Origin of the sequence: Pseudomonas rhizosphaerae, from assembly GCF_000761155.1 — a bacterium.
GTDB lineage: Bacteria > Pseudomonadota > Gammaproteobacteria > Pseudomonadales > Pseudomonadaceae > Aquipseudomonas > Aquipseudomonas rhizosphaerae.
The window spans coordinates 2,416,962-2,443,958 of sequence record NZ_CP009533.1 but is presented as its reverse complement, the minus strand read 5'-3'; the positions used below and the strand labels follow the sequence as shown (position 1 = coordinate 2,443,958).

Here is a 26,997-nt window from a genome sequence, read left to right as displayed (position 1 = left end):
TTTCATATGCCACGGTTGGCGACCATGCACTGGCTTGCAGCGCTGCGCTGATGGCCGCCAGGAGATACTCTGTGACATCAGGCCAGACCTCTGTTCTGCTCGCCGCGGCGCTCGAGCAATGCGCGCGTGAACCCATCCGTACACCCGGCAGCATCCAGCCGCAAGGCTTCATGATGGTACTCGATGCTGCTGCCCAGCGCGTGCTGCAGGTCAGCGACAACGTACGTCACTGGCTGCAAGTCGAGCCTGCACAGGTGCTGGAAACCCCCGTGGCCAGTTTGCTCGAGCAGGGCGACAACCTCTCCGCACGCCTGGCTGCCTGGCCCGGCGAGGAGCGACAGCCGTTCCATTTCGCCGATGTCCGCTTTGCGCAAGGCGGCCACAAGAGCAGCATGGCGATGATGGTGCATCGCGCCGACGGCGTAATCATCGCCGAGTTCGAGCCCGCCGCCGACGACACGCATGCCTATGGCGCGCTGTACCCGCTGGTGCGGACGTTCATCAGCCAACTGCACAATGCTGCAGACATCATCGAGCTCTGCCAGCGCTCGGTGATCGAGGTCAAGCGCGTAACGGGCTTCGGTCGGGTCAAAGCCTACAGCTTCGATGCCCTCGGCAATGGCACGGTGCTGGCCGAAGTACGGGATGACGGCTACCCCAGCTACCTGGGTCTGTGCTTCCCGGCCTCCGATATTCCGGCCCAGGCCCGAGAGTTGTACTGCAGCAACCGCATTCGGGTGATCGAAGATGCGAACTACCAGGCCTCGGCCCTGGTGCCAGCCCACAACCCCGTCACCGGCGCGCCGCTGGACCTGAGCCTGGCTGCCCTGCGCAGCGTCTCCCCGGTGCATCTGCAATACATGCGCAACATGCAGACGATGGCGTCGATGTCGATTTCCATCGTGGTCGATGGTCATCTCTGGGGCCTCATTTCCTGTCACCACGACCAGCCCCACGCGGTGGGTTTCCAGACCCGTACGGCTTGCGAGTTGCTGGGCAGTGTGTTGTCCCTGCAGATCGAAACCAAAACCGCCCATGCGCAGAACGAGCGCATGCTCGAATTGCGTCGGCACATCGTCCAGCTGCTGTCGGCCATGGCCGACAGTGACAGCGTGCGCGCCGGCCTGCTCAGGCTACCCGACACCTTCCTGGGTTTTGCCCGTGCCAGCGGTGCGGCGATCATTGCCGAAGCTCGTTGCGAGCTGCTCGGCGACACGCCGCCGCAAGCGGTGGTCGACGCCCTGGCATTGTGGCTGGCCGAGCGCGGTGGCCAGGAAATCTTCCACAGCGACAACGTTGGCCGTGACCTGGCAGAACTGCCGGAGCTGGCTCGCTACTGCGGCGGTGTGCTGGCCGTGGCCATTTCCGAAATCCATTCCCACTACCTCATCTGGTTCAAGCCCGAGCAATCCCGCACGGTGACCTGGGCGGGGCGAGCGGAAAAGAGCCTGGACAGTTCGGGGGTGCTCAACCCGCGGGCCAGTTTCGAAAGCTGGCAGCAGGAAGTCAGTGGTTTTTCCAGCCCTTGGGATGCACTCGAAATCGAAGGCGTGCACGAGCTGCGTACCGCCGTGCTGGGCATCGTCCTGCGCAAGGCCGAAGAGTTGGCGCAGCTGGCTGGTGAACTGAAGAAGTCCAACAAGGAGCTCGAAGCTTTCTCCTACAGTGTGTCCCATGACCTGCGCGCGCCCCTGCGGCATATCGCCGGCTACGCTGAACTGTTGACCGACTTCGAAGGGCCCAAGCTGTCCGAACGAGGCCTGCGCTTTCTCGAGCACATCGGCGAGTCGGCGCGCTTTGCCGGTACGCTGGTGGACAACCTGCTGAGCTTCTCCCAGATGGGCCGTTCAGCCCTGCGCTTCACCGATGTCGACCTCAGTGCGCTGGTGGAGTCAATCCGTCTGGAAATGCAGCCTGACTACGAGGGCCGCGAACTGCACTGGCAAGTCGGGCCATTGCCGCGGCTGGTGGCGGACGCGGCCTTCGTGCACCTGGCGCTGCGCAACCTGTTGTCCAACGCCATCAAATACAGCCGCACCCGCGAGCACGCCGTGATCGAAGTGGGCGCCTACCAGCAGGACGCCGAAACGATCATATTCGTGCGCGACAATGGCGTTGGCTTCGACATGGCCTACGCCGGCAAGCTGTTCGGGGTATTCCAGCGCCTGCACCGGATGGAAGAGTTCGAGGGCACCGGCATCGGCCTGGCCAGCGTGCGCCGCATCATCGAACGGCATGACGGCCGAGTCTGGGCCGAAGGCGCCGTGGACCAGGGTGCCACCTTTTATATGGCGTTGCCCAAGCGCGCACATTCCGCCAGTACGAATCTTTCGAGGTAAGCAATGCTCAAACCCATTCTTCTGGTCGAAGACAATCCCAAAGACCTGGAGCTGACACTGGTGGCGCTGGAGCGCAGCCAGCTGGCGAACGAAGTGATCGTCATGCGTGACGGCGCCGAAGCGCTGGACTATCTGCTGCGCCGCGGTACTCATGCCGCGCGCGCAGAAGGCAACCCGGCGGTCTTGCTGCTAGACCTGAAGTTGCCGAAGGTCGACGGCCTGGAAGTGCTCAAGGTGGTACGCGAGACCAACGAGTTGCGCAGTATCCCCACGGTCATGCTGACCTCGTCCAAGGAAGAACCCGATCTTGAGCGCGCCTACTCATTGGGAGTGAACGCTTACGTGGTCAAGCCGGTCGAATTCAAGGAATTTGTTTCTGCCATTTCCGATCTGGGGATTTTCTGGGCGGTCTTGAACGAGCCACCACCGGGCTCGTCGCGCATCGTTCGTCGTCCCGGCTCCTGAGTTCGGCCTGCGTTGCGTGACGGCCCCGACCTACCGCACGCAGCGCACTCACGGCGCACGGACGGCGCAGAGCGCATCACACTCCAGTCACGTTTTCGGAATTCTATGCCGCCCAAGCCCTTGCAATTGCTGTTCGTGGAAGACAGTACCCTCGATGCCGAACTGGCGCTGCTGACGCTAGAGCGTGCCGGCCTGGCCGTCGAGTCGACGCTGGTGTTCAACCATCAAGGCGTGGAGAAGGCGCTGGCTGGTGGCGCCTTCGACCTGATTCTGTGTGACTACATGCTGCCGGGCTCGTCGGGGCCGCTGGTGCTGCAAGCGGCGCAGCGCCTGGCGCCGCTGACGCCGTTCATCTTCCTTTCCGGCGTCTACGGTGAAGAGCACGCGGTCGAGATGATGCGCCAAGGCGCCATCGACTACGTGCTCAAGCAGAACCTGAGCCTGCTGCCCCGCGCCGTTCAGCGCGCGATGGACGAGGTCCACGAACGTCGGCGCCGACGCAACGCCGAGCGGTCGTTGCAGCACGCCGAAGTGCGCGCACATATCGCGACCAATGCTGCGCGCATGGGCGTCTGGGACTACGCGCCGCTCAGCGGAACGCTGCTGTGGGACGAGCGTTGCCGGGAGCTGTACGAGTTGCAACCCGACACCGAGGTCAACCTCCAGTTGTTCCTCGACCACTGCCACCGCGACGACCTGCCGCTGGTGCAGGAGCGCATGGCCGCCGCCCTTGGGGTGGACGACGGACACCGGTTTCAGATCGAGTATCGCGTGCTGTTGGCCAGTGGGGTCCTGCGCTGGATCGCCAGCCATGGCCAGGCCTTCTTCGAAGACGGCGTGTGCGTGCGGTTCACCGGCGTCATTCACGATATCACCGAGCAGAAGCAAGCGACCCAGGCGCTCGAACAGCTCAACGAGATGCTCGGCGAACGCGTGGTCAAGCGCACCCGCGAGCGCGACCGCACCTGGGAGCTGTCTCGCGAGTTGCTGGGGGTAATGCGCTTCGACATGTCGCCGGTATCGCTCAACCCGGCGTGGGAGTCGACGCTGGGCTGGACCCGTGAGCAACTGGGCAACATGCAGTTGTGGGAGATCATCCACCCGGACGATCTGGCTGCAACCCGCCGCGAAACCGACAACATCGCCAACGGCAACGTCTCGACGCGCTTCGTCAACCGCATGCGTCATGCCGATGGTGACTACCGCTGGTTGTCGTGGACCATCGTGCCGGACGAGGGGCTGATGTACGCGGCCGTGCGTGACATCACCGGCGAGCGAGAGGTACTGGACGAACTGGCCGGTGCCAACCACCAGCTGCGCGAACAGATCGCCGAGCGCCAGCGCATCGAGGCCACGCTGCACCAGTTGCAGCGCCTGGAAGCGGTGGGCCAGCTGACGGCCGGTGTCGCGCACGACTTCAACAACCTTTTGACGGTGATCCTGGCCAGCACTACGTTCATTGCCAGAGATTTCGAGAAGGGCAAGACCGAGCGCATTCAAGGCCGCCTGCAGAACATCAAGGAAGCGGGCGAGCGCGGCGCCAAGCTCACCGGTCAGTTGCTGGCGTTCTCACGTCGACAGCGGCTGGAGCCGGTTGCGGTGAACCTCAACGGCACCGTGGAAGGCATGATCGAACTGTTGCAGCGCACGCTGGGCGGCAGCATCTGGATCGAGACCGACACCGCGCCGGATTTGTGGAACGCTTTGGTGGACCCGACCCAGACCGAGATGATCATCCTCAACCTGGCCATCAATTCGCGCGATGCCATGCCCGGCGGCGGCACCTTGCGCCTGTCCACGGCCAACGAAACGGTCAGCATGGCGGCGCAGCGTCCGGAAGACCCGGAGCCTGGCGACTATGTGGTGCTGTCGATCCAGGATTCGGGAACGGGCATGAGCCAGCAGGTACTGGCCAAGGCCTTTGAGCCGTTCTTCACCACCAAGGAGGTGGGCAAGGGGTCGGGCCTGGGCCTGGCGCAGGTGTTCGGGTTCGCCAAGCAGTCGGGCGGGGGCGTGGCCATCATGACTTCGCCTGGGTACGGCACCACTGTCAAGGTCTACCTGCCAGGCGTGCCGGATCGACCGCTCGCAGACAAGGACGAGCCAGCCTACATCGCGGCCGCTCAAGCCGAAGGTGAGCGGCCTACCATTTTGTTGGTGGACGACGACCATGACGTGCGCGAAGTGACGGCTACCATGCTGCAAGGCCTGGGCTACAGCGTGGTCGAGGCCGACAGTGCCGAGCAGGCGCTGAACAAGCTGGACCCCAGCGTCGACCTGGTGCTGACCGACTTCGCGATGCCTGGCACCAGCGGCGGTGAGCTTGCGCACATGATCCGTCGCCGTCACCCGCGTTTGCCGATCGTGTTCATCAGCGGCTACGCCGAACTGGACGGCCTGGATTCCGAGCACTACCTGCTGGTCAAGAAACCTTTCCGCGAGCAGGATCTCGCCAGCAAGCTCAACGCTGCCTTTGGGGTTTGATGACCAAGGTACGCCGGCGCTGTGCTCAGCGGCCATGCGTCTAAGGTAGTCCGGTGGCCTTTGGCACCAACGGCACACCTGCCTTGATGCGCTCGTAGATTTCCTGCCGATGCACGGCGACATGCCGAGGCGCATCGATGCCCAGACGGACCTGGCCGCCTTTGATATCGATGATGGTGATACGGATATCTTCTTCAATCACGATGCTTTCATCGGTGTTGCGGGTCAGAATCAGCATGATGGTGTCCTTGTGCTCGAGTGCAAGGCATGTCTGATTAGTGACGTATAGTCTGTAGGAATAATTCCTTTTAATAGCCGATCGACAGTCGTGGCCTTTCTTTCAGCAGCGTCGTACTGAACCACGCCGCCGCGAGAAGGTCGGTTACATAAGGCATCGCCTTAATTACCCACCAGAGGTAGGCATATGACAGACGTAGAATTGGAAACCACTGCTCGCTTCAAAGAGTGGGACAAATCATCAGAGAATTTTCTGGACGAGCAAGCCCGCCATGAGGAAACCCTCAAGAACGGCTGCCACATCGTTGCTCGCGCACGCAAGATCGCTGACGACAAGGTATCGGTGTTCTTCGGGACGTACGGGGTAGACGGGGGTGTGATCAAGGAACAGACCGAGATACGCGACGGGCTGACCTGCGCTAAAGACGCTCTGGACTTCGCCATCGACAAGGCGAAACGTCATGCAGGCGGTGGGGCAGGGGCTCCGGATGACAATCATCACCAGGCAACACCCATCTAACGGTCGATTCTGACTTTGCGCCACGGTGCGGGCTGGCTTGGGCCAGACGCAACGCGGCGCTCACAAGACGGCGGCAGGTGGCCTGTCAGGCCTTGCCATCTCCCTTCTCCGGTGCAGGGCTACCTGCCTGGATGCGCTTGAAGATTTCTTCGCGGTGTACCTGTACGTCCTTCGGCGCATCGATGCCGATTCGCACCTGCATCCCTTTCACGCCAAGGATAGTGATCTTGATGTCGTCATGAATGACGATGCTTTCGCCTACCTTGCGGGTGAGTATCAGCATGAACGGCTCCTTGATTCCCTTGCTTAGAATTTATCCGGTGTTTGAAGTGTGTCCATTGCTACCTGAATAGGAGCGCAACATGACAAATTTAATTCCCTCGAAGCGCCGGGTTTATTGATACCCGGCAGCCACGGCGCAACGAGTGGTAACAGGCGTCAGTATGGCGTGGTTCTCAACGGGCGCCTAGCAGATTGGCATTACGTTTGGTTTATGGAGGTGATAGTGGCACTCTTGCCACTATCCCCTGCGGATCGTGCTACGGTTGCCATTGTGTGCGCTGACCACTCAGCTTCCGATCAAGAAAGCTGGCGGCGCTGATCAGTGCCAAATGGCTCAATCCCTGCGGAGTATTGCCCAAGTGATGGCCATGCCGGTCGAACTCCTCGGCGAACAAGCCCAGAGGGTTGGCGTAACGCAGCAATTGCTGGAATTCCAGGTGCGCTTTTTCCACTTGGCCGGCCCGGGCCAGGCATTCCACGTACCAGAACGAACAGGCCGTAAAGGCACCTTCATCGCCCGGCAAACCGTCATCCTGGCGGTAGCGATAGACCATGCCATCACGCACCAGAGTGCGCTCGATCGCTTCCAGCGTGCTCAGCCATTGTGGGTCGCTGGCACCGACGAAGCGCACCAGTGGCATCAGCAGCATCGAGCCGTCAAGTTCCACGCTGCCCAATTTCTGCACGAAGTGCCCGGCCTCGGCGTTCCAGAAGTTGTCCCAGATATCATCGTGGATCGCCTGGCGCTCGCGGTCCCAGCGTTCGAACGGGGCCGGCAGCGAACGTTTCTCGGCCAGACGCAGGGCACGGTCGATGGCCACCCAGCACATCAGTCGCGAATGCAGGTAGTGCTCGGGCGGGTTGCGCATTTCCCAGATACCGACGTCTTTCTGATGCCAACTGCTGCACACCTTGTCGACGATATGGGTGACGTGTTTCCAGCCTTCGCGAGAAATGGCCTCGCCGTACTTGTTGGCCAGGTACACCGCGTCCAGCAGCTCACCTTAGATGTCTAGCTGGACCTGATCGTGGGCGCCGTTGCCCACCAGCACGGGACGCGCGCCGCCGTGCCCGCTCAAGTGGTCGAGCTCCGATTCCGGCAATTCTTCGCGGCCGTCCAGGCCATACACCACGCCCAGTCGAGCGGGCTCGTCGCAGCATTCGCCTACCCGATCGCGGACCCAACGCATGTAGTCGTTGGCTTCGGTGGTGAACCCCAGCCGCATGAACGCATACACGGTGAACGATGCATCGCGAATCCAGGTGTAGCGGTAGTCCCAGTTGCGCACGCCACCCGGTGCTTCCGGCAGGCCGAAGGTGGCGGCGGCGATGATCCCGCCGTGGCGGCGCGATGTCAGCAGCTTCAAGGCCAGCGCCGAGCGGTCGACCATTTCCCGCCAGCGGCCCTTGTAGTTGGAATGGCCGATCCAGTTGCGCCAGAACGCCAAGGTTTCTTCCAGGCACGTCTGGCCTGCGCCTGCACGCACCATGGGGTCTTCGTCGCCACCCAGGATGAACTCGGCGCATTCGCCTTCCTTGAGTTCGAATACGGCAACTGCGCTGTGCGTATCGATGTCCATCGCCTGGGTCGCCGACAACCGCAGGGTGGGTTGTCCTTCGGCTTTGAAGCAGACGTCCTCGCCACTGGCGTAGGCTTGGGTGTCGGCGCGGCTGTAGTCATGGCGGACCCGGCAGCGCAGGCGAATGGTCGCCGTGCCGTTGCGCATCTCGACCCGGCGGATGAGCCGGGGCAGGGCATCGGCGGCTGCGGCTACGGGCATCAGATCGGTGATCTCAACCACGGCGTCATGGTCGATCCAGCGAGTCTGCAACACGTTGCTGTCGGGCAGGTAGATCTGCTGGCGGCGCGCGCTGGGCAGGTCGGGTGCCAGTTCGAAGACACCTGCGCGGTCGCAGTCGAGCAGTGCGGTGAATATGGAAGGGCTGTCGAATTCGGGCCAGCAACAGAAATCGATACTGCCGTTGTCGGCGATCAAGGCAGCGCTGCGCATGTCACCGATGATGCCGTGGGCTTCGATAGGGCTTTGCGAGGTACTGCAGACGTCTTCAGCCATTGTCTCGGAACCCCGGATACAAGCTCATGCCGCCATCGATGAACAGCGTGGTGCCATGCACGTAATCACTCAGATCGGACGCCAGCCAGACCACCGCATTGGCGACATCGTCCGCTTCGCCGACGCGGCCATAGGGGATCAACTCGAGCAATTTCTTCTCGGCGTCGCCCTGGGTGTTCTCTTCGTTGATGGCGGTGCGGATGGCACCCGGCGCGATGGAGTTGACGCGAATGCGCTGCTCACCCACCTCCTGGGCGATGCTGCGCATCAGCAGGTCGATACCGCCTTTGGAAGCGGCATAGTTGACGTGGCCGGCCCACGGAATCAGCTGGTGCACGGAACTCATGTGGATGATCTTGCCGACCGCCCGCGACACTTCGGATCGCGAGGCTTGCTCGCGGAACTGTCGCAGCGCAGCGCGGGCGCAGAGGAACTGGCCGGTGAGGTTGACCTCGATGACTTTGTTCCAGTCGGCCAGGGTCATGTCGACCGTGGCGGCATCGCGCTGCAGGCCCGAGTTGGCGACCAGGATGTCCAGTGCGCCATAGGTATCGATCGCGGCGGCGAACAAACGCTCGACGTCGTCTTCCTTCGATACGTCAGCGCCCACCGCAATGGCCTGACCACCTGCTTCACGGATCTGTGCCACCAACTGCTCGGCAGGCTCGGCGTGGGAATTGTAGTTGACCACGACGCTGGCACCCGCTGCGGCCAGAGCCTTCGCGGCTGCGGCACCCAGTCCAGAACTGGCGCCAGTGACCAGGGCAACCTGTTTATCCAGTGAAATCTGCATTCGGGATGATCCTCCGATAATGGCGTTTCAATGCTGACTGGCAACCCAGTGTGGGAGTTCAGCCTGGAAACGTTTGGGCACGAATGCCGAAGCGGGATGCCTAACCAGCATGACGGCCCAATGCGCCGTTCGAGCACTGCCAGGAGAACACCGTGGACAAAGAATCCGATCGTGAAGACCTCGACCACAAGCCGGAGAACGCCGGCAAGGTCGGTGAAGAGCACAAGCGCGCCAATCAGCAGGGAGAAAAGGAGCGCACCCCATCCGACGAAGGCCAGAGTAAGCCCGTCGGTTGAGCGGTGATCAAGCGGCCCCGGTACGCCCGGGCCGCTTGCGCGCGTGCTACACAGTTTCCGCCAGGGCGCTCTGCAGATAGGCCGCAGTACGGCTGGCGCTGACCTTGGCTACATCTTCGGGCCGTCCGGCCGCCACGACCTTGCCACCCTGATCCCCAGCCTTGGGTCCGATGTCGATGACCCAGTCGGCCTGGGCTACCACGCGCATGTCGTGTTCCACCACGACCACGCTGTTGCCGGCGTCGACCAGATGGTTGAGTTGCTGCATCAGCCGATCGACGTCGCTGGGGTGCAGCCCGGTGGTCGGCTCATCGAGCACGTACAGGGTAGCGCCGCGCTGAGTGCGTTGCAGCTCGGTGGCCAGCTTGATGCGTTGCGCTTCGCCGCCCGACAGCTCGGTGGCCGGCTGGCCCAGGCGCAGGTAGCCCAAGCCGATGTCGCGCAGTACGGTGAGTGGGCGCAGGATCGCCGTTTGCTCGGTGAACACGTCGCAGGCCTCGGCCACCGTCAGCTGCAACACCTCGGCGATGGTCCGGCCCTGCCATTTCACTGTCAGGGTCTTGGGGCTGTAGCGTGCGCCGTGACATGTCGGGCACGGGCTGAACACGCTGGGCATGAACAGCAGTTCGACGCTGACGAAGCCTTCGCCTTCACATTCGGGGCAGCGACCCTTGGCCACGTTGAAGGAAAACTGACCGGCGTCGAAACCGTGGCGCCGTGCATCGGCGGTGGCCGCGAACAGTTTACGTACGTGGTCGAACAGGCCGGTGTAGGTGGCCAGGTTGGAGCGCGGCGTGCGTCCGATGGGCTTCTGGTCGACTTGCACCAGGCGCTTGATGCTGTCCATGCCTTCGGCGATATGCCCTGACTCGGTCTGCGGCGCGACGTCTTCCAGCACGTCCTCGACCTCTTCCCGTGCCTGTCCCAGGTGCTCGCCCACCAGTTCCAGCAGCACCTGGCTGACCAGGCTCGATTTACCCGAACCAGAAATGCCGGTGACCGCCGTGAAGCATTGCAGCGGGAAGTCTGCCGCAACCTTGTGCAGGTTGTTGCGGGTGACGTCGGCCAGCTTGAGCCAACGGGCGGTCTCACGGCGCGGACGTGGCAGAGGTACGGCGCCGCCATACAGATAGGCGCGGGTCTGCGAAGCGTCGATTTTGGCCAGGCCCTGGGGCGGCCCGCTGTACAGCACCTGGCCACCTTGTTCGCCGGCCAGCGGCCCGACATCGACGACCCAGTCCGCGCGGCCCATGGTGTCCAGATCATGCTCGACGACGAACAGGGAATTGCCAGCCGCCTTCAAGCCTTGCAGCGCCGCGTGCAACGATTCGCCATCGGCCGGATGCAAGCCTGCGGTCGGCTCGTCCAGCACATAGACGACGCCGAACAGCTGCGAGCCCAGTTGCGTCGCCAGGCGCAGGCGTTGCAGTTCACCGGACGACAACGTCGGCGTGCTGCGCTCCAGGGACAGATAACCCAGGCCCAGATCGATCAGGGTGTGCAAGCGGCCCAGCAGGTTTTGCGCGAGTTGCTGGGCGGCCAGGCGTTTTTCTTCGCTGAGCTTCTTGCCCACCTGCTTGCCCTCGGCAACAGGCTTGAGCTTTTCTGCCAATTGGTTGAGCGGCAACTGGGAGAATTCGCCGATGTCCAGGCCGGCGAACGTAACGCTCAGCGCTTCGCGCTTGAGCCGCTTGCCAGCACAGACTTCACACGCCGCGCCGATCATGAACTGGCTGACGCGCTTTTTCATCAACGCGCTTTGCGAGTGGGTAAAGGTGTGCAGTACATAGCGGCGGGCGCCAGTGAAGGTACCCTGATAGCTGGGCTCCAGCTTGCGCTTGAGCGCGTCGCGGGTCTGCGCCGGCGTAAACCCGCCGTAGACCGGCACGGTCGGCGTCTCTTCGGTGAACAGTATCCAGTCCCGTTGCTTTTTCGGCAGGTCACGCCAGGGCACGTCGACGTCGTAACCCAGGGTGACGAGGATGTCGCGCTGGTTCTGGCCCTGCCATGCCGGCGGCCAGGAGGCCACGGCGCGTTGGCGAATGGTCAGGCTGTCGTCGGGCACCATGGTTTTCTCGGTGACCTCGTACACCCGGCCCAGGCCATGGCAGTGGGGACAAGCGCCTTGCGGAGTATTGGGCGAAAAGTCTTCGGCGTAGAGCATGGCCTGGCCCGGCGGGTAGGCACCTGCCCGGGAGTAGAGCATACGCACCAGGCTACCCAGGGTGGTGACGCTGCCCACCGACGACCGCGTGCTGGGGGTGCCGCGTTGCTGTTGCAGCGCCACGGCAGGTGGCAACCCTTCGATGCTGTCGACATCGGGCACGCCGACCTGGTCGATCAAGCGCCGGGCGTAGGGTGCGACCGATTCGAAATAGCGCCGTTGCGCCTCGGCGTACAGGGTGCCGAATGCCAATGATGACTTGCCCGAACCCGATACCCCGGTGAACACCACCAGGGCATCGCGTGGGATATCGACATCGACGTTCTTCAGGTTGTGTTCGCGTGCGCCGCGCACCTGGACGAAGCCGCTGGGAGCGGTAGGTTTCATGAAAAGCCTTGGAATGGATGAACAGTGCTATAACCGACCGCACTCGTTACGTACAATTCAGACCAGCCTCGTCATGTCTTCTCGGTCGCCGCTACCAGACGCTCGAGAAACGTCGCCAGAGCGACTTCTTCCAGGCGCAGCCCCTTGCGCTGACGTGGCTTGGGCAGCTTGGCCAACTCGCCCATCACGAAGTGCTCCAGCACTTTGGGGTGGATGTAGCATTTGCGGCATACCGTCGGAGTATTGCCCAACTGCTTGGCCACGGCCTTGACCATGTTGACGATGTGCTGCTTGGCGTCGGGTTCGGGCTGCCAGTGCAGCTCGCGGAGCATCGCCAGGGCCAGCGCGCTGCCGGCCCAGGTGCGGTAGTCCTTGGCGGTGAAATGCGCGCCGGTGATCTGGTGCAGGTAGGCGTTCACGTCGTGGGAGCTGACGCTGTGGCGTTCGCCGTCTTCATCCAGGTACTGGAACAGGTTTTGCCCCGGCAACTCCATGCAGCGCTTGACGATGGTCGCCAGCCGGCGGTCCTTGACCGTTACCGCGTGCTCGACACCGCTCTTGCCGCGGAACTGGAAGGCGATGGTATGTCCCTTGACCTCGACGTGCTTGTTGCGCAGCGTCGTCAGCCCGTAGGACTTGTTGTCGCGGGCGTACTGGGTGTTGCCGACCCGAATCAGCGTGTTGTCGAGCAACGAGACCACCGCCGCCATCACCTTGTTGCGGTCCAGCCCAGGCGCGGCCAGGTGGGCTTCGAGTTGCCGACGCACCTTGGGCAGCATCTTGCCGAATTCGATCATGCGCGAATACTTGTCTTCGTCCCGCACCTCCCGCCAGCGCGGATGATAGCGGTACTGCTTGCGCCCGCGAGCATCACGCCCGGTGGCCTGCAGATGACCCTGCGGATCGGCGCAGATCCACACGTCGGTGTAGGCCGGCGGAATCACCAGCGCATTGATGCGCTTGATTTGTGCCTCGTCGCGAATGCGCTCGCCATCGGCCGTGAAATAGGCGAAGTGGCCACGCACTTTCTTGCGGCGCAAGCCGGGCAGGGTGTCGTCAACGTAATGCAGATCGGCGGGGAGTTCGATTTCGAGAAGGTCGGACATTTGCGCAAAAACCATGGCCTGTGTCTGCAATGGACCACGGCTGCACGCGGAAGTCCCGTTCGCCACATTCACGCAGGTGCTTGCAAGAATTCGTAGGAGTTTTCGCGGAAAGCTTGGGAATTATCCGGCTTCCGTGTCAGCCCGTCGCGGCAATACTGACGCCGCCGGACAAGGGGGACTTTATGGGCATAGGCGTCCTACATAGCACGGGAAAATTTCACTCAACTATCCCGGAATCTTCCCATAGCGAAATCGGAATAAGGCGACCGACGTCGACCGCTGTTTGCGGAACACTCCTACGGCAGGTGGCCTCGTCCTGCGCTTGACCGCTGTTCCCTGATCCAGAACCAACAGAGGCGATGCAGAACGCTGCAAAGGAAGCCCGCGCCGGGCATGCAAGCGCCGTCCGGCATTCGCGCAATCAGGAGATAGACATGCGTACAGCACTGATCATCGACGATCACCCGTTCATTCGGTCCAGCGTCAAACTGTTGCTCAAGCAGGAAAGATTCAGCGTGGTGGCGGAGGCGCAGGACGGTATCGATGGAGTCTTGATGGCCAAGACTCACCAGCCCGACCTGATCGTCCTCGACATTTCCCTGCCCGGGCTTGACGGCATGAGCGTCATCGCCCGGATCAAGGAACTGGGCACCGGGAGCCGGATCGTGATCCTCACGTCCCAGGCCGCCGAGCATTTTTCCCTGCGCTGCATGAAGCTGGGCGCCATGGGCTATGTGTCCAAGCGCGATGACCTCAACGAGCTGCGCAAGGCGGTAACCGCCATCGGCACCGGGTTCACCTATTTCCCGGTGGTGGCCTTCAGCTCGGTGCGCAACAGCGATGGTCTGATCAGCGAGGCCGAATCCATTGCTCGCCTGACCAACCGCGAGCTGACCATTCTCCAGCACCTGGCCCGTGGGTTGAGCAACAAGGCCATCGGTGAGCTGATGCTGCTGAGCAACAAGACCGTGAGTACCTACAAGTTTCGGCTGATGGACAAGCTGCAGATGGGCTCGCTGGTGGAACTGGCCGAGCTCGCCAAACGCAACTTCCTGGTGTGATGGGCCTGCAGGCAATAATCGGCCACTGTGTTCGCTGGATGCTCCTGTGGCTGGCCTGTACCGCGCTGGCTGACGCCCAGACCCTGCCATTGCACGGCCGCTCGCAGCCCGAGCCTGCCTGGTCCGAGCGCCTGCAGATGCAGCTGGCAGACCGCGACCGGCAGTGGCTGCGCGCGCGGCGCGTATTGAGGGTCGGCGTGAGCCGTCCGGACTACGCGCCTTTCGACCTGTCCGCCAATGGCGGGACCTACGAGGGCATCAGCGCCGATTACCTGGCTCTGCTGGCGCGGCTGCTTGAGCTGGAGGTCCAGGTACAGGCCTATCCTTCCCGCGAACTGGCGGTTGCCGCGCTCAAGGCCGGCGAGGTGCAGATGCTCGGCACGACCAGTCGCCGGGACGCGTTGCGCCATGGGTTGCTGCTCTCTGCGCCCTATGTGCAGGATCGTCCAGTGCTGGCCATGCGTCGCGACCCGCCGCTGGATGTGGATTCGGCCGTGCCTCGGCGCATCGCTCTGGTGCGAGACCATATCCCGGCCAGCGAGGTGCGGGAACGCTTCCCTGGGGCCCAGCTGCAATTTCACCCCACCCCCTTGAACGCCATGGCGGCGGTGGCTTACCAGCAGGCGGACCTGTTCGTCGGCGGCGCGCTGGCGGTGTTCTATCAGGCCGACGGCAGTCAGTTGCCTGCGCTGCGCCTGCAGGCGGTCGAAAGCATGGACGGCCATGGCTTCGGCTTTGCCGTCGATCCCCGCGATGCGCGCCTGTTGCGATTGATCGACAAGGCCCTGGCAGTGGTGCCCGAGGAGGCCCGAGCGGCGATCCTGCGGCGTTGGAGCATCGAGCGTCCGGACGTGGCGGAACCTGCCGCATTGCCGTTGACCGACATCCAGCGCCAGTGGCTGGCCGGGCGCAGCGAACTGCGGGTGCATATGGATCCGCGGTTCGTGCCGGTCAGCTACCGCGACGATCAAGGCCGCTTCGCCGGAGTGGCCGCCGACGTCCTGCAACAGATCGCGCGACGGACCGGGCTGGGCATCGAGGTGATCGAGGCCACTTCGCTGGCGCGGATGAGCGAGATGATCGAGCGCGGCGAGGCCGATCTGATCGCGGCGATGATTCCCAGCGCCGAGCGGCAGACGCGCCTGGCGTTCAGCCGTGGCTTTCTCAGCAGCTCGCCGGTGCTGGTCACGCGCGAGGGCGGGCGGGAGCGGTTTTCACTGGAACAGTCCAGCGGCAAGCGCGTGGTGTTGGTACAGGGCAGCCGAGTGCATGAGTGGCTGCAGGAGCATTACCCCTCGATCACCCGCCTGGAGGCGGCGAGTTCCGCCCAAGCCCTGGACATGCTCGACCGCGGCCAGGCCGACGCGGCGGTGCTGCCGCTGATTGCCGCGCGCTACATGATCGCGCGACAGTACCGTGGGCGGCTGCGCATCAGTGTGGCGCTACCGCTGGCCCCGGTGCATTTCGCTTTCGCCGTCGCACCCCAGGCGCAGGTGTTGCAATCGATCCTGGACAGTGCCCTGCAGGACATTCCGCCGTCGCACATGAGTGAGCTGACGCGTCATTGGCGCACCGAAATGATGGTCGCCGATGGCCTGTGGCAACGCTACCGCTGGGCCATCATGCAGGGGTTCGCTGCGGCCATGCTGTTGTTGCTGCTGGCGCTGGGGTGGATCAGCTACCTCAAGCGTCTGATCCGCCAGCGCGCGTTTGCCGAGCAAGCCCTGACCACCCAGCTGGAGTTCATGCGGGTGATGATCGACGGTACTCCCCATCCGATCTACATCCGCGACCGCAAGGCGCGCCTGATCAACTGCAACACCAGCTACCTGCAGGCCTTGGGCGTAACCCGCGAAGCCATCCTGAACAAGCCGCTGACCGGTTACGGCCTGCTCGAGGAAGCGCACGCGCAGGTGGCTCAGGACACCTACCTGCAAGTCATGGAGTGCGGCAAGCCTGTGGTCGAGGATCGCACGCTGCGCCTGCAGTCGGGCGAGGTACTGACCATTCATCACTGGATGCTGCCTTACCGGGGCGTCGACGGTTGCATCCAGGGCCTGATTGCGGGGTGGGTCGACATCACCGAGCGTCAGCGCCTGTGCGAGGCGTACCGCGATGCACAGGCCCAGGCAGAAGCAGCCAACCAGGCCAAGACCACTTTTCTGGCCACCATGAGCCACGAGATCCGCACACCCATGAACGCCGTGCTGGGCATGCTCGAGCTGGCCTTGAAAAAGGCCGAGCAGGGCATGCTCGACAAGCCGGCCCTGGAAGTCGCCTCGCAGTCGGCCAACGGTCTGCTGGCGCTGATCGGCGATATTCTCGACGTCACCCGCATCGAGGCCGGCCGGCTCGAACTGCAGCCGGCGCCATGCCAGTTGGGACAGCTGGCGAGCGAAACCGTCGGGTTGTTCCAGGCCCAGGCCCGGGAGAAGCACCTGCGGCTCAAGCTGGAAGTGCTCGGTGCGCCCGACACCTGGCTGAGCGTCGACCCCGTGCGCTTCAAGCAGGTCATCGCCAATTTGCTCAGCAATGCCATCAAGTTCACCCGCGAGGGCCAGGTCACCGTGGTGCTCGGGGTCTGGCCGCAGTTGCGTGGCGCGCGGGTCGAGTTGAGCGTGGAAGACACCGGGCAGGGCATCGCCCAGGCCGATCTGGATCGTCTGGGCGCCCCGTATCGGCAGGCCGCCGGAGGGCGTGGCAGCCGTGTCGGCGCCGGCCTGGGCTTGAGCATCTGCCGCAGCCTGGCCGACTTGATGGGCGGCACGCTCGATCTGCACAGCGTGCTGGGCTGCGGCACGCGGGTGCAGGTGCAGTTCGAATCCGTACCCGGGGCGGTCGCCCCGTTGAAGACCGTTCGCGAGGCTTCGCGCCGCACCCTGCCGGCCCTGCAGGTGCTGGTGGTCGACGACTATCCGGCCAACCGCGTGCTGCTGGAGCGCCAGCTGACCTTTCTCGGCCACCGCGTGACCGTGGCCGAACACGGCGCCGCTGGGCTGCGCGCCTGGTTGCGCGGGGCGTACGACGTGGTGATCAGCGACTGCAACATGCCGGGTATCAACGGTTACCAGTTGGTCAAGGCGGTGCGCGAGCACGAACGGCGCAAGCACCTTGAGCCGTGCCTGTTCCTCGGCTGCACGGCGAACGCGCAGATCCAGGAGCGCCGTCGTTGCCTGCAGCAGGGCATGGACGACTGCCTGTTCAAGCCACTGAGCCTGGAAAGCCTGGCGCTGCACCTTGACCCGCGCAGCGCCCGGCGCGTGCTCGAGACCCAGGACGACGAAGTCGACCTGGGCAGCCTCGACCAACTGACCGGCGGTGATGCGAGTTCCCTGGCGCGCCTGCTCGACGATCTGGCCGACAGCAACCTGCAAGACCTCAAGCGCCTGCACGCGCTGTCGCAACCCTACGTGACCAGCGAAGTGGCCGACCTGGTGCACCGGATCAAGGGCGGCGCCCGCATCGTCCGCGCCCGGCGCCTGCTCGCGGCCTGCGAAGCGCTTGAACACGCCTGCACGGCAAACCCTTCGACCGAGAGGATGCGCCGTGGAGTCGACGACCTGGCAGCCGCCATGGTCAGTCTGGACGAGTACCTGGTACGGCATGACAGATCCGGCGAGGCGTAGGAATTTTCCGGTACGTATTAGGAAATTGCCTGCATCCCGATCATGGCACGGAGTTGAACATAGGCATGAAGAAACAGGGGAAGTAATCGTGTCAGACATCAAGCCAACGGTGTTACTTGTCGAAAGTCATGGGTTCCAGCGTGCGATCGCCGTGCAGATGCTCAGCCAGCTGGGTTGCTCGTGCGTGTATCAGGCGCAGACCAGCGAGCAGGCAGTGCAATTGCTGCGCGAGCACCAGCCCATCGATGTGCTGGTGTGCAACGTCGATGTCCTGGGTGTGGGCGCGTTGAGGATCATCCAGGAGGCGGTCACCCGCAAGCGCGTGCGCGCCGTGCTGATCGGTGGCGGACTGGATCCGGAAGTGCGCACCGGGCTGTACCAGTGGGTATCGATGCTGGGCCTGGAATATCTGGTGGACGCTGGCAGCCCGTTGGACTTCGACAGGCTGCAACGTTTTTTCGAGGCGTTGAACACGCCTCGTGAGGCGACCGTGTCGATGCCCGGGACGGTGCGCATCGGCCGCGCCGAAGTGCAGGCGGGGATCGCCGACGGTCAGTTCGACACCCGCTTCCTGCCACGCTGCACAGTGGCCGACGGGCGTATCCGCAGCGTCGACGCTCAGTTGAGCTGGCAGCACCCACGGCACGGTCTGCTGGCGATGCAGCAGTTCTGCCCGGCGGTGGAGCGGGCCGGGCTGGGCAATGCGCTGCTGCTGTACATGGCCGAGCAGGCGGTCGACGTGCAGCAGCAACTTGCCCGTGCCGGGTTGCAGGTGGGCCTGAGCCTGGGCATACGGCTCGAACAGCTTGGGCATGGACCGCTGATGAACGAGCTGCTCGGCATCTTGCGCGGGCACCTGTCGGGCAAGCACCGGGTGGCGCTGGAGCTCAGCCATGTCGGCCTGGCCCGGCCCAAGGCCGAATACCTGGAAACCCTGTTGCGGGTTCGGCTGATGGGTTGTGACTTGGGCATGCAGGGTTTCGGTTTCGGCGGGGCGTCGTTGCAGCGGCTGTGTCAGTGGCCGATCAACCAGTTGCGCCTGGCCTCGCCCTTTCTGCTCGAAGCGCCGCATCAGTCGCGTCACCTGGCCGTGGTCCAGCACATGTCGGTGGCGGCGCGCACCTTGGGTATCGAGCTGACCGTGACCGGGGTGCAAAGCGCCGTGCACCATCTGCTGCTGTTCGACCTGGGTTGCCTGCGCGGGCAGGGCGACTACTTCGCCGCGCCCATGAGCGCCGAAGCGCTCCACGCGCGGCTCAAGCAACCCAAGGCGCTGCAACCGATACGCCGGGACTAGCCGCGTATGACAGACACCCGGCGGTGCACCCGGACGCGGCTCGCGCCGCTGCTACAGGGGCTTGCGTGAGCGCTCGTCGATCGCACACCAGGCACCGCGCCGCGCCCGGACGCGGCTTCTGGTGGCAGCGGTCATCGGACGTGGTAAACACACCGTGGTGCGCCCAGGCGGGGCCCGTGGGAGCGGTCATCGACCGCGAAGGACGCACCGGGGCGCAGCCGAACGCGGCCCGTGGGTGGGCGGGGATTGGACGCGGTAAATCCACCGCGGTGCGTCCAGGCGCGACCCGTGGGAGCGGTCATCGGCCGCGAAGGACGCACCGCGGTGTTCGAGCCGGATCGGGATTCCTGTAGCAGCGGCGCGAGCCGCGTCGGCGGGCATTGCGATTTCCCAGGCACCCCGCGGTGCTTTCCATGCCTGTACTAGGCCAATACCGCGACCGCCTTGATCTGCGCCCAGGCCTGCAAACCCGCCGCCACGCCCAACTGATCCGCCGAGAAACGCGTGATACGCGCCAGGATCAGCGTCTCTCCCGCGCGCAGGCTGAGCTGCACATGGGCCGGATGGTGCGCCGCCGACACCTGCTCGACGGTGACGGCGAAGCGATTGAGAATGCTGCTGGTGTCGTCCTGGCTCAGGCTGAGGCTGACATCCCGGGCCTGGATCTTGATCCGCACTTCGTCGCCAACCGCCCGCAGGCCATGGGCAACGCGCAAGGGCTCGACCGCACCGGGCAATTGCAGCGACAGCAGCTGGTAAGCAGGATCGTAGCCCTCGACCCTGGCCTGCACCACGACGCCGGCGTCGGCTTCCAACGCCATGGGCAGATCCAGCCGCGCCAGGGTCGGCCCCAATGGACCGCTGGCCAGCACCCGACCGTGTTCCAGCACCACCAGATGGTCGGCCAGGCGCGCCACCTCGTCCTGGGCATGGCTGACGTACACGACTGGAATCTCCAGCTCGTCGTGCAGTCTTTCCAGGTACGGCAGGATCTCGTCCTTGCGCCGGCTGTCCAGCGCGGCCAGTGGTTCGTCCATCAGCAGCAGCCCGGGGCTGGTCAACAGCGCCCGAGCAATGCCGACCCGCTGGCGTTCACCGCCGGACAAGTGCGCCGGCTGGCGCTCCAGCAGATGTTCGATGCCCAGCAGGCTGCATGCGTGATCCAGCGCGACCTTGCGCCGCGCAGCCGGAATCCGGCGCCACCCGTATTCGAGATTGCCGCGTACCGAAAGATGCGCGAACAAGCTCGCCTCCTGAAAAACATAGCCCAGCGCGCGCTGGTGCGGCGCCACGAAAATCCCCCGCGCGCTGTCCTGCCAGACCTCGCCGTTGACTTCGATGTAGGCGTTCGGTGCCTTCGAAAGCCCTGCCAGGCAGCGCAGGCAGGTGGTCTTGCCGGAGCCGGAATCGCCGAACAGCGCACTGACCCCGCGCCCCGGCAGTTGCAGATCGACGTCCAGCGAGAACGCTTCGTAGGTCATGTCGATACGGGCACGGATCATTCCATCAGCTCCACGTCGAGCGCGTCTGGCGGCTGCGGTACAGCAACAGCAGCACCATGAAGGAAAACACCACCATGGCCCCGGCAAGCCAATGGGCCTGGGCGTATTCCATGGCTTCGACGTGATCGAAGATCTGCACCGACACCACCCGCGTCTTGTCCGGTATGTTGCCGCCGATCATCAGCACCACGCCGAATTCACCCACCGTGTGGGCGAACCCCAGGATGCTGGCCGTCACGAATCCAGGTTTGGCCTGGGGCAGTACGACGCTGAAAAAACAGTCCCAGGGGCTGGCGCGCAGGGTCGCCGCGACTTCCAGAGGTCGTTCGCCAATGGCGTTGAACGCGTTCTGCAGGGGCTGCACCACGAACGGCATGGAGTAGATCACCGAGCCGATCACCAGCCCGCTGAAACTGAACACCACCGAGCCCAGGCCCAGGGCCTGCGTCGCCTGGCCGATGAAACCGTGGGGCCCGAGCGCCAGCAACAGATAGAAGCCGATCACCGTGGGCGGCAGCACCAGGGGCAGGGCGACCACGGCACCGACAGGGCCACGCCAGGGTGAAGCGGTGCGTGCCAGCCACCAGGCGATCGGTGTGCCGATCAGCAACAGAATCAGCGTGGTCAGGCCGGCCAGCTTGATGGTCAGCCAGATCGCGCTGAGGTCGCTGGCATCCAGCGGCATCAGATCTGGTAGCCGTACGATTTGATGATGGCGGCAGCAGCCGGGCTTTTCAGGTACTGCATCAGCGCCTTGGCGGCTTCACTGTCACGGCCTTTGTTGAGGATGACCGCGTCCTGCTTGATCGGATCGTGCAGCTGCGCCGGAACGATCCAAGCTGACCCGCTGGACACCTTGCCATCCTTGTAGATCTGCGACAGCGCCACGAAGCCCAGCTCGGCATTGCCGGTGGAGACGAACTGGAACGCCTGGGTGATGTTCTGGCCTTCGACCAGCTTGGCCTGAGTGGCCTGGGTCAGGCCCAACTTGTCCAGCACCTGGGTAGCCGCCAGGCCATAGGGCGCTGCCTTAGGATTGGCGATCGACAGATGCTGGTACTCGTTTTTCTTGAGCACCGCGCCGTTGGCGTCAACGTAGCTGGGCTTGGCCGACCACAGCGCCAGGGTGCCGGTGGCGTAGGTAAAGCGTGAACCGGCTACGGTTTCTTTCTCGCTTTCCAGCTTGGCCGGTGTGGTGTCGTCGGCGGCCAGGAACACTTCGAACGGCGCACCGTTCTTGATCTGGGTGTAGAACTGGCCGGTCGACCCGTAGGCGGCCACCAGCTTGTGCCCTGTGTCGGTTTCGAATGCCTTGGCGATGGCCTGGATCGGTGCGGTGAAGTTGGCCGCGACAGCCACCTGCACTTCATCGGCCTGCGCAGTGTTGAAGGCCAGGGCGGCGCCGAGGGCGAGCAGGGTAGGGATGAACTTCATGGAATGGACTCTGATGAACGAACGATACCGTCGTATAGCAAAATATATAGCGCAGCGCCAGCAGGCCGTCGGACTTCGCTTCAGGGCGAGGGTTGGTGGAGCTTGCGCTCACGCTCGAGCAGCTCGCGTTTGCGCTCGATGCCCCAACGGTATCCAGAAAGCCCGCCGTCGGTGCGCACCACGCGGTGACAGGGCACCGCTACCGCCAAGGCATTCGCTGCGCAAGCTCCAGCCACCGCGCGTACCGCATTGGGCGCGCCGATGCTGGCCGCAACCTGGGCGTAGCTGGCCGTGGTGCCCGGTTCGATCTTGCCCAGCGCCTGCCACACCCGCTGCTGGAACACCGTGCCGCGGATGTCCAGCGGCAGATCGAGGCCCGACCCGGGCGATTCGATGAAGCCGAGCACTTTGGCCACGATGGCCTCGAAATCCGCGTCGGCGCCAACCAGCGCGGCCTTGGGGAAGCGTCGCTGCAGATCGTCGAGCAAGGCCTGAGGCTCGTCACCCAACAGGATCGCGCACACGCCGCGTTCGCTGCAGGCCACCAGCACCGCGCCAAGGCTGCACTGGGCGAGGGCGAAGTGTATCGAGGCACGGCTGCCCCCTTCGCGGAAGGCCGCCGGGGTCATGCCGAGCATGCCGTCGGCCGCCTCGTAGAAGCGCCCGGACGAATTGAATCCACTGGCGTACAGCGTATCGGTGACGGATTTGCCTTGATGAAGCTGGGCGCGCACTTTTTCCGCTCGCCGGGCGCTGGCATAGCCGCGCGGGGTCAGGCCGGTCACGGCCTTGAAGACGCGGTGAAAGTGCCATGGGCTCAGGCCGGCGTGCTCGGCCAGTTCGCCCAGTTCGGGCAGCCCATCGCTGGCTTCGATCCGGCGGCAGGCGGCGGCAACCATTTGGATGTGCTGGGCAGTTTGGCTGGGCATGGCGCGATTCCATCGATCGTCGAGGCGGCCATGTTAGCCCCTGATGCGAGCACTGGCACTCCGTTGCTTGCGCTCAGCCAGCCTTGCGCAGGGTGAAGTTGATCCGTTGCGGCCCCATCACTGGGTGCATGCCTTCCTTGAGCGGCAACACGCCGTGAAATCGCAGCCGATCGACGCCGCCCCAGACCATCACATCCCCGTGCAGCAAGGGCACGCGCAGCGGTCGGTCGCTGCGCTGCAGACCACCGAGCTGGAACATCGCCGCAAGGCCCAGGGAAACCGAAACGATGGGCGCACCGTAGTCGCGCTCGTCGCGGTCCTGATGCAGGGACATCTTGGCGCCAGGCACGTAGCGGTTGAGCAGGCAGGCATCGGGTACGAAATCATCGAAACCGGCAGCCGCCGCGGCTTCCCGCGCCAGTGTCAGCAGGACCTCGGGCAGCGCTGGCCAGGGTTGGCCGGTAAGGGGGTCGTCGCTCACGTAGCGATAGCCCCGTGTGTCGGTGCTCCAGCCGAACTGCCCGCAGTTGCTCAGGGCGACCGACATGGTGTGTCCACCGGGCGTCTGCATGCGCCGGAACGGGGCCGCCTTGAGCACTTCGCGCAGGGCCGGCAGGATGTCGTCCAGCCAGCGCAAGGCGAACCCGCGCAGGACGAAGGTCTGCTCCCCCAGTGCCTCGCGGCGGTTGGGCTGTTGTGGCTCATCGAACAACGAGGACTGCATCGCGCTCAGCCTTCGCCGCGCTGCCAGACGCCCTTGCCCTCGAGGCGCTCTCGGTCATGGGCGGCGTCGAAGTCCTGCAACGGCCCCTTGGGTACGATGCCAGTCGGGTTGATGGTCGGGTGGCTGGTGTAGTAATGGCCCTTGATGTGCTGGAAGTCGACCGTCTGAGCGATCCCGGGCCACTGATACAGCTCACGCAGCCAATTGGACAGGTTAGGATAGTCCACGATGCGTCGCAGGTTGCACTTGAAATGCCCGTGGTAGACGGCGTCGAAACGGATCAGGCTGGTGAACAGCCGCCAATCGGCTTCGGTCAGGTACTCGCCGGTCAGGTAGCGCTGGGTGTCGAGCGTTGCTTCAAGGCGGTCGAGTTCGGCGAAGACATCGTCGAAGGCACTTGCGTAGGCCTGCTGCGAGGTGGCGAAACCGGCGCGGTAGACGCCGTTGTTCACGTTCGGGTAGACCGCTTCGTTGATGCGGTCGATGGCCGAGTGCAGGGGCTGGGGGTAAAGGTCCAGGCGGTTGCCGGTGATGGCATCGAAGGCGGTGTTGAACATGCGAATGATCTCGGCCGACTCGTTGCTGACGATGCGGTTCTGCTGCTTGTCCCACAGCACCGGCACCGTGACTCGGCCGGTGTAGCGGGGATCGTCGCGGGTGTAGCGTTCGTGCAGGTACTGCAGCGGGTCCAGGTGATCGCCGCTCGAACCGGTCTGGGTGTCGAACGTCCAGCCGTGCTCGCCCATGTGCCAGCTCACCACCGACATGTCGATCAGCTGTTCCAGCCCCTTGAGTTTGCGCACGATCAAGGTTCGGTGAGCCCATGGGCACGCCAGCGATACGTACAGGTGATAGCGACCCGCTTCGGCTTTGAAACCGCCGTCACCGGAAGGCCCCGGTGAACCATCGGCCGTGACCCAACTGCGGCGTTGCGAGTCTTCGCGCTGAAAGGCGCCGTCCTCGCTGCTTTCATACCACTGGTCATGCCAGCGCCCTTCGATCAGCAACCCCATGTTCGTCTCCCGATGCGTGTCGACGAACTGTATCACGCTGTCCCGTAGCAGCGGCGCGAGCCGCGTCCGGCTCCGACGCGTTCATCCAGGCAGGCCGCATGCACCGCCGACGCGGCTCGCGCCGCTGCTACAGGCGGTGTAATGCCCTGTCGATGTTCTGTGGGAGCGGTCTTTGGCCGCGAACTGGGCACCACGGTACGTCAGTCAATCCGCGGAGGCCTTTTCGCGGCCGCTGACCGCTCCCACGGTATTGGTTTCGCGGCTACGGACGGGGCGGGGTACAGGCTGCCAGGTCGCGCGAGGCCCAGAGGGCGCGGGCTTCGTCGAAGGCTTGCTCGCGGGTGCTGCCCAATCCGCGCAAAGCCAGGGCCATGGTGGAGATCAGCGCCAGTTCGCCGTAGCTGTCCTGGCGCTCGCCCTGCCAGAATTCGACCAGGTGCCCAGGCTCAAGACTGGGCGGTTTGACGTGGCGCTGGGCGGCGAGGGCGGGCCACTCTTCGTCCCAGGGCAGGTGGTCGCGGGTGCCGTACAAGTGGCTGGCGCTGTCCGGGTTGATCTCGATCTCGCCCCCGTCGCCCTTGACCACGATGGCAACGTCGCCAAGCAGCCCGCTGGCGTCGCGGTGCACGGCCTGGTAACCGGGATGGAAGATACTCTGCAGGCCGCAACGGGCGCCGAGCGGGTTGAGAATCCGCGCCAGCGAATGGATGGGCGAGCGTAGCCCCAGAATGTTGCGCAGGTCGATCATGCGTTGCAGCGGCGCGGCCCAGTCCACCAGTGGCGAAAACGCCAGCCCTTGTCGCTCGAGTGCCTCGCCGACGGCATTCCAGTCCCGGCACAGGGCAATGTTCAAGGTGCCGAGCAATTGCTCGCTGTACAGTCGTCCGGCGGTATGGGCGCCAGCGCCATGCATGAAGATGCGCCGCCCGCTGCCGCCCAGGCATTTGGCCGCGAGCAGGTACCAGGGCAGGTGACGCTTCTTGCCGGCATAGGTCGGCCAGTCCAGGTCGACGGCCAGCGCCGGCGCCTGCAGCCGATCGCGCAGGGCAAGGGTGAAACCGGCCAATTCTTCGGGGCTTTCTTCCTTGTGCCGCAGCAGCATGAGGAACGCGCCCAGTTGCGCTTCTTCCACGCGGCCGTCGAGCAACATGCCCATGGCTTCGCGGGCTTCCTCGGCAGTGAGGTTGCGCGCACCGCGCTTGCCTTTGCCCAGCGCCCGCACGAACTGGGCGAACGGGTGCTCTTCGGGTGTTTCGAGCGTCAGTGCAGGGTAGTGGGTCATATGCAATTGGTCGGTTTGGGCAGGCCCGCCAGCTTGGCAGCGAGTTTGGCAGGAGTGCCGTTGAACAGGCGATTGAGATGCAGACTGTTGCCCTTGTCGGCGCCCAGTTGCTGCGCGACGTATTTGATCAGCGGCCGGGTGGCAGGCGAAAGCTGGTACTGCGCATGGAAACGGCGCAGCAGCTCGATGATCTGCCAGTGGTCGGCGGTCAGCGCAAGGCCTTCGGCGGCGGCCAGGGCATCAGCGACTTCCGGGCTCCAGTCGTCGAGCGACTGCAGGTAGCCGTCTGCATCCAGCGCAATGTCGCGCTCGGCGACGATCAGCGTATTCATAACCAGCTGTTGACCTTGTCGTAGGCCAGGGTCAACTCGACGAAGGCCGGGTAGTCGAGCAGTTCCACCGCAGGGTTGCTGGGCAGGGCGCGCGCCTGGGCGTCTTCGAACAAGGCGAAAACGGCAACCCCGGCGCTGGCCAGGGACGCCCAAGGCTGGCTGCCAGGGGTAAGGGCATAGACCGCATCGCCGCTGAGCACGATGGCGTCGTCGCTGCCCAACAGGCGCAGGCAGCTGTGCAGCCGCTGGTCGCTGAACGGCGAATGGGACAGTACGTGAAGGGTACTCATTACAGGGTCACCACAAGGTCGAAGCGCGGCAGCAGCTCGCGCAATTGCGCGTCCGTCAGTGGCTGCGCGGCGATTGCCAGGCTGGCGTCGGCCAAGCCACGCAGGGCCAGACTGGTCGTGCAGACGAACAGCTCATCGACACCGAACAACGGCAGGGCCTGCAGGTTGGCGGCGAGGTTCTTCTGCTGCACGGCGTCTGGTGCCTGGGCGTCCAGCAACTGGTAGACACCGTCATCGAGAAACAGCATGGCCACCGGCAGGTCGTAGGCACCGCCGGCGAGGGCGATGTCCAGCGCCTCGCGTGCGGCAGGGCCGGCCCACGGCGGTTGGCGGCTGACGATCAACATGGATTTGGCCAT

At 64.2% G+C, this 26,997-nt stretch carries 23 protein-coding genes and 1 pseudogene; 8 read left to right on the top strand and 16 right to left on the bottom strand.

Annotation, left to right across the window (positions count from 1 at the left end):
* Positions 1-50 precede the first annotated feature (50 nt).
* The 3 genes from LT40_RS10895 (at position 51) to LT40_RS10885 (ending at position 5,288) form a co-directional block, all read left to right on the top strand.
* Complete coding sequence (locus LT40_RS10895) at positions 51-2,339, top strand: ATP-binding protein (protein WP_148308551.1); 2,289 nt, start codon at positions 51-53, stop codon at positions 2,337-2,339.
* Positions 2,340-2,342: 3 nt separating this feature from the next.
* Complete coding sequence (locus LT40_RS10890; RefSeq protein WP_043189877.1) at positions 2,343-2,804, top strand: response regulator; 462 nt, start codon at positions 2,343-2,345, stop codon at positions 2,802-2,804.
* A 105-nt stretch (positions 2,805-2,909) separates the two neighbouring features.
* Positions 2,910-5,288, top strand: a complete 2,379-nt coding sequence (locus tag LT40_RS10885) for a response regulator (RefSeq protein ID WP_043189875.1) — start codon at positions 2,910-2,912, stop codon at positions 5,286-5,288.
* Between the two features lie 40 nt (positions 5,289-5,328).
* Here LT40_RS10885 and csrA (LT40_RS10880) read toward each other — a convergent pair whose 3' ends face one another.
* Positions 5,329-5,526, bottom strand: coding sequence for a carbon storage regulator CsrA (gene csrA / locus LT40_RS10880; protein ID WP_043189870.1), 198 nt, complete (start codon positions 5,524-5,526; stop codon positions 5,329-5,331).
* A 186-nt stretch (positions 5,527-5,712) separates the two neighbouring features.
* Here csrA (LT40_RS10880) and LT40_RS20950 point away from each other — a divergent pair, with 186 nt between their 5' ends.
* Positions 5,713-6,045, top strand: a complete 333-nt coding sequence (locus LT40_RS20950; protein ID WP_052393397.1) for a hypothetical protein — start codon at positions 5,713-5,715, stop codon at positions 6,043-6,045.
* 85 nt (positions 6,046-6,130) lie between these two features.
* Here LT40_RS20950 and csrA (LT40_RS10870) read toward each other — a convergent pair whose 3' ends face one another.
* The 3 genes and pseudogenes from csrA (LT40_RS10870) to LT40_RS10860 all read right to left on the bottom strand — a co-directional run bounded on the left by csrA (LT40_RS10870) (position 6,131) and on the right by LT40_RS10860 (position 9,195).
* Positions 6,131-6,328 (bottom strand): carbon storage regulator CsrA, encoded by a 198-nt coding sequence (gene csrA, locus LT40_RS10870; RefSeq protein ID WP_043189867.1) that lies wholly within the window; start codon positions 6,326-6,328, stop codon positions 6,131-6,133.
* A 256-nt stretch (positions 6,329-6,584) separates the two neighbouring features.
* Positions 6,585-8,402, bottom strand: a pseudogene (locus tag LT40_RS10865) (glycoside hydrolase family 15 protein).
* Positions 8,395-9,195 (bottom strand): glucose 1-dehydrogenase, encoded by an 801-nt coding sequence (locus LT40_RS10860; protein ID WP_043189864.1) that lies wholly within the window; start codon positions 9,193-9,195, stop codon positions 8,395-8,397. Before LT40_RS10860 ends, LT40_RS10865 begins: the two are co-directional and overlap by 8 nt.
* Positions 9,196-9,347: 152 nt before the next feature.
* Here LT40_RS10860 and LT40_RS21745 point away from each other — a divergent pair, with 152 nt between their 5' ends.
* Complete coding sequence (locus LT40_RS21745; RefSeq protein ID WP_167335525.1) at positions 9,348-9,491, top strand: hypothetical protein; 144 nt, start codon at positions 9,348-9,350, stop codon at positions 9,489-9,491.
* A gap of 46 nt (positions 9,492-9,537) precedes the next feature.
* On the opposite strand, the gene LT40_RS10855 is transcribed toward LT40_RS21745, so the two are convergent.
* Together LT40_RS10855 and LT40_RS10850 are read right to left on the bottom strand one after the other, a co-directional pair.
* Positions 9,538-12,042, bottom strand: a complete 2,505-nt coding sequence (locus tag LT40_RS10855; protein WP_043189862.1) for an excinuclease ABC subunit UvrA — start codon at positions 12,040-12,042, stop codon at positions 9,538-9,540.
* Positions 12,043-12,113: 71 nt separating this feature from the next.
* A complete protein-coding gene (locus LT40_RS10850) occupies positions 12,114-13,148 on the bottom strand; it encodes a DNA topoisomerase IB (protein WP_043189860.1) in 1,035 nt (344 codons plus the stop codon).
* Between the two features lie 434 nt (positions 13,149-13,582).
* On the opposite strand from LT40_RS10850, the gene LT40_RS10845 reads away from it, so the two are divergent.
* From LT40_RS10845 to LT40_RS10835, 3 genes are all read left to right on the top strand, one after another.
* Positions 13,583-14,209 carry a response regulator transcription factor gene (locus tag LT40_RS10845; RefSeq protein WP_043189858.1) on the top strand — a complete coding sequence of 209 codons (627 nt, stop codon included), beginning with the start codon at positions 13,583-13,585 and terminating at the stop codon, positions 14,207-14,209.
* Between the two features lie 38 nt (positions 14,210-14,247).
* Positions 14,248-17,835 (top strand): transporter substrate-binding domain-containing protein, encoded by a 3,588-nt coding sequence (locus LT40_RS10840; protein WP_043189856.1) that lies wholly within the window; start codon positions 14,248-14,250, stop codon positions 17,833-17,835.
* 88 nt (positions 17,836-17,923) lie between these two features.
* Positions 17,924-19,132, top strand: a complete 1,209-nt coding sequence (locus LT40_RS10835) for an EAL domain-containing response regulator (protein WP_043189853.1) — start codon at positions 17,924-17,926, stop codon at positions 19,130-19,132.
* A 422-nt stretch (positions 19,133-19,554) separates the two neighbouring features.
* Here the strand turns inward: LT40_RS10835 and modC are convergent, their stop codons facing one another.
* From modC to tusC, 10 genes are all read right to left on the bottom strand, one after another.
* Positions 19,555-20,634, bottom strand: a complete 1,080-nt coding sequence (modC, locus tag LT40_RS10830; RefSeq protein ID WP_043189850.1) for a molybdenum ABC transporter ATP-binding protein — start codon at positions 20,632-20,634, stop codon at positions 19,555-19,557.
* Positions 20,635-20,638: 4 nt separating this feature from the next.
* The gene (modB, locus tag LT40_RS10825) at positions 20,639-21,319 is read right to left on the bottom strand and encodes a molybdate ABC transporter permease subunit (RefSeq protein WP_043189847.1); all 681 of its coding nucleotides are present in this window, start codon (positions 21,317-21,319) and stop codon (positions 20,639-20,641) included.
* On the bottom strand, positions 21,319-22,068 hold the full coding sequence (gene modA / locus LT40_RS10820) for a molybdate ABC transporter substrate-binding protein (RefSeq protein WP_148308549.1): 750 nt from the start codon (positions 22,066-22,068) through the stop codon (positions 21,319-21,321). Before modA ends, modB begins: the two co-directional genes overlap by 1 nt.
* 80 nt (positions 22,069-22,148) lie before the next feature.
* Positions 22,149-22,997 carry a bifunctional DNA-binding transcriptional regulator/O6-methylguanine-DNA methyltransferase Ada gene (gene ada / locus LT40_RS10815; protein ID WP_052393396.1) on the bottom strand — a complete coding sequence of 283 codons (849 nt, stop codon included), beginning with the start codon at positions 22,995-22,997 and terminating at the stop codon, positions 22,149-22,151.
* 73 nt (positions 22,998-23,070) lie between these two features.
* Positions 23,071-23,721: a DNA oxidative demethylase AlkB gene (gene alkB, locus LT40_RS10810; protein ID WP_043189841.1), complete on the bottom strand. Its 651-nt coding sequence runs from the start codon at positions 23,719-23,721 to the stop codon at positions 23,071-23,073.
* 5 nt (positions 23,722-23,726) lie between these two features.
* Positions 23,727-24,734 (bottom strand): glutathione S-transferase family protein, encoded by a 1,008-nt coding sequence (locus LT40_RS10805; RefSeq protein ID WP_043189837.1) that lies wholly within the window; start codon positions 24,732-24,734, stop codon positions 23,727-23,729.
* Positions 24,735-24,996: 262 nt separating this feature from the next.
* Positions 24,997-26,016, bottom strand: a complete 1,020-nt coding sequence (locus tag LT40_RS10800; protein WP_043189835.1) for a glycosyl transferase family protein — start codon at positions 26,014-26,016, stop codon at positions 24,997-24,999.
* Entirely contained in the window at positions 26,013-26,348 is a 336-nt protein-coding gene (locus LT40_RS10795) for a TusE/DsrC/DsvC family sulfur relay protein (RefSeq protein WP_043189832.1), read from the bottom strand. The genes LT40_RS10800 and LT40_RS10795 overlap by 4 nt, the downstream gene beginning before the upstream one ends.
* Positions 26,345-26,638, bottom strand: coding sequence for a sulfurtransferase complex subunit TusB (gene tusB, locus LT40_RS10790; RefSeq protein ID WP_043189830.1), 294 nt, complete (start codon positions 26,636-26,638; stop codon positions 26,345-26,347). Before tusB ends, LT40_RS10795 begins: the two co-directional genes overlap by 4 nt.
* Positions 26,638-26,997 carry a sulfurtransferase complex subunit TusC gene (tusC, locus tag LT40_RS10785; RefSeq protein WP_043189828.1) on the bottom strand — a complete coding sequence of 120 codons (360 nt, stop codon included), beginning with the start codon at positions 26,995-26,997 and terminating at the stop codon, positions 26,638-26,640. Before tusC ends, tusB begins: the two co-directional genes overlap by 1 nt.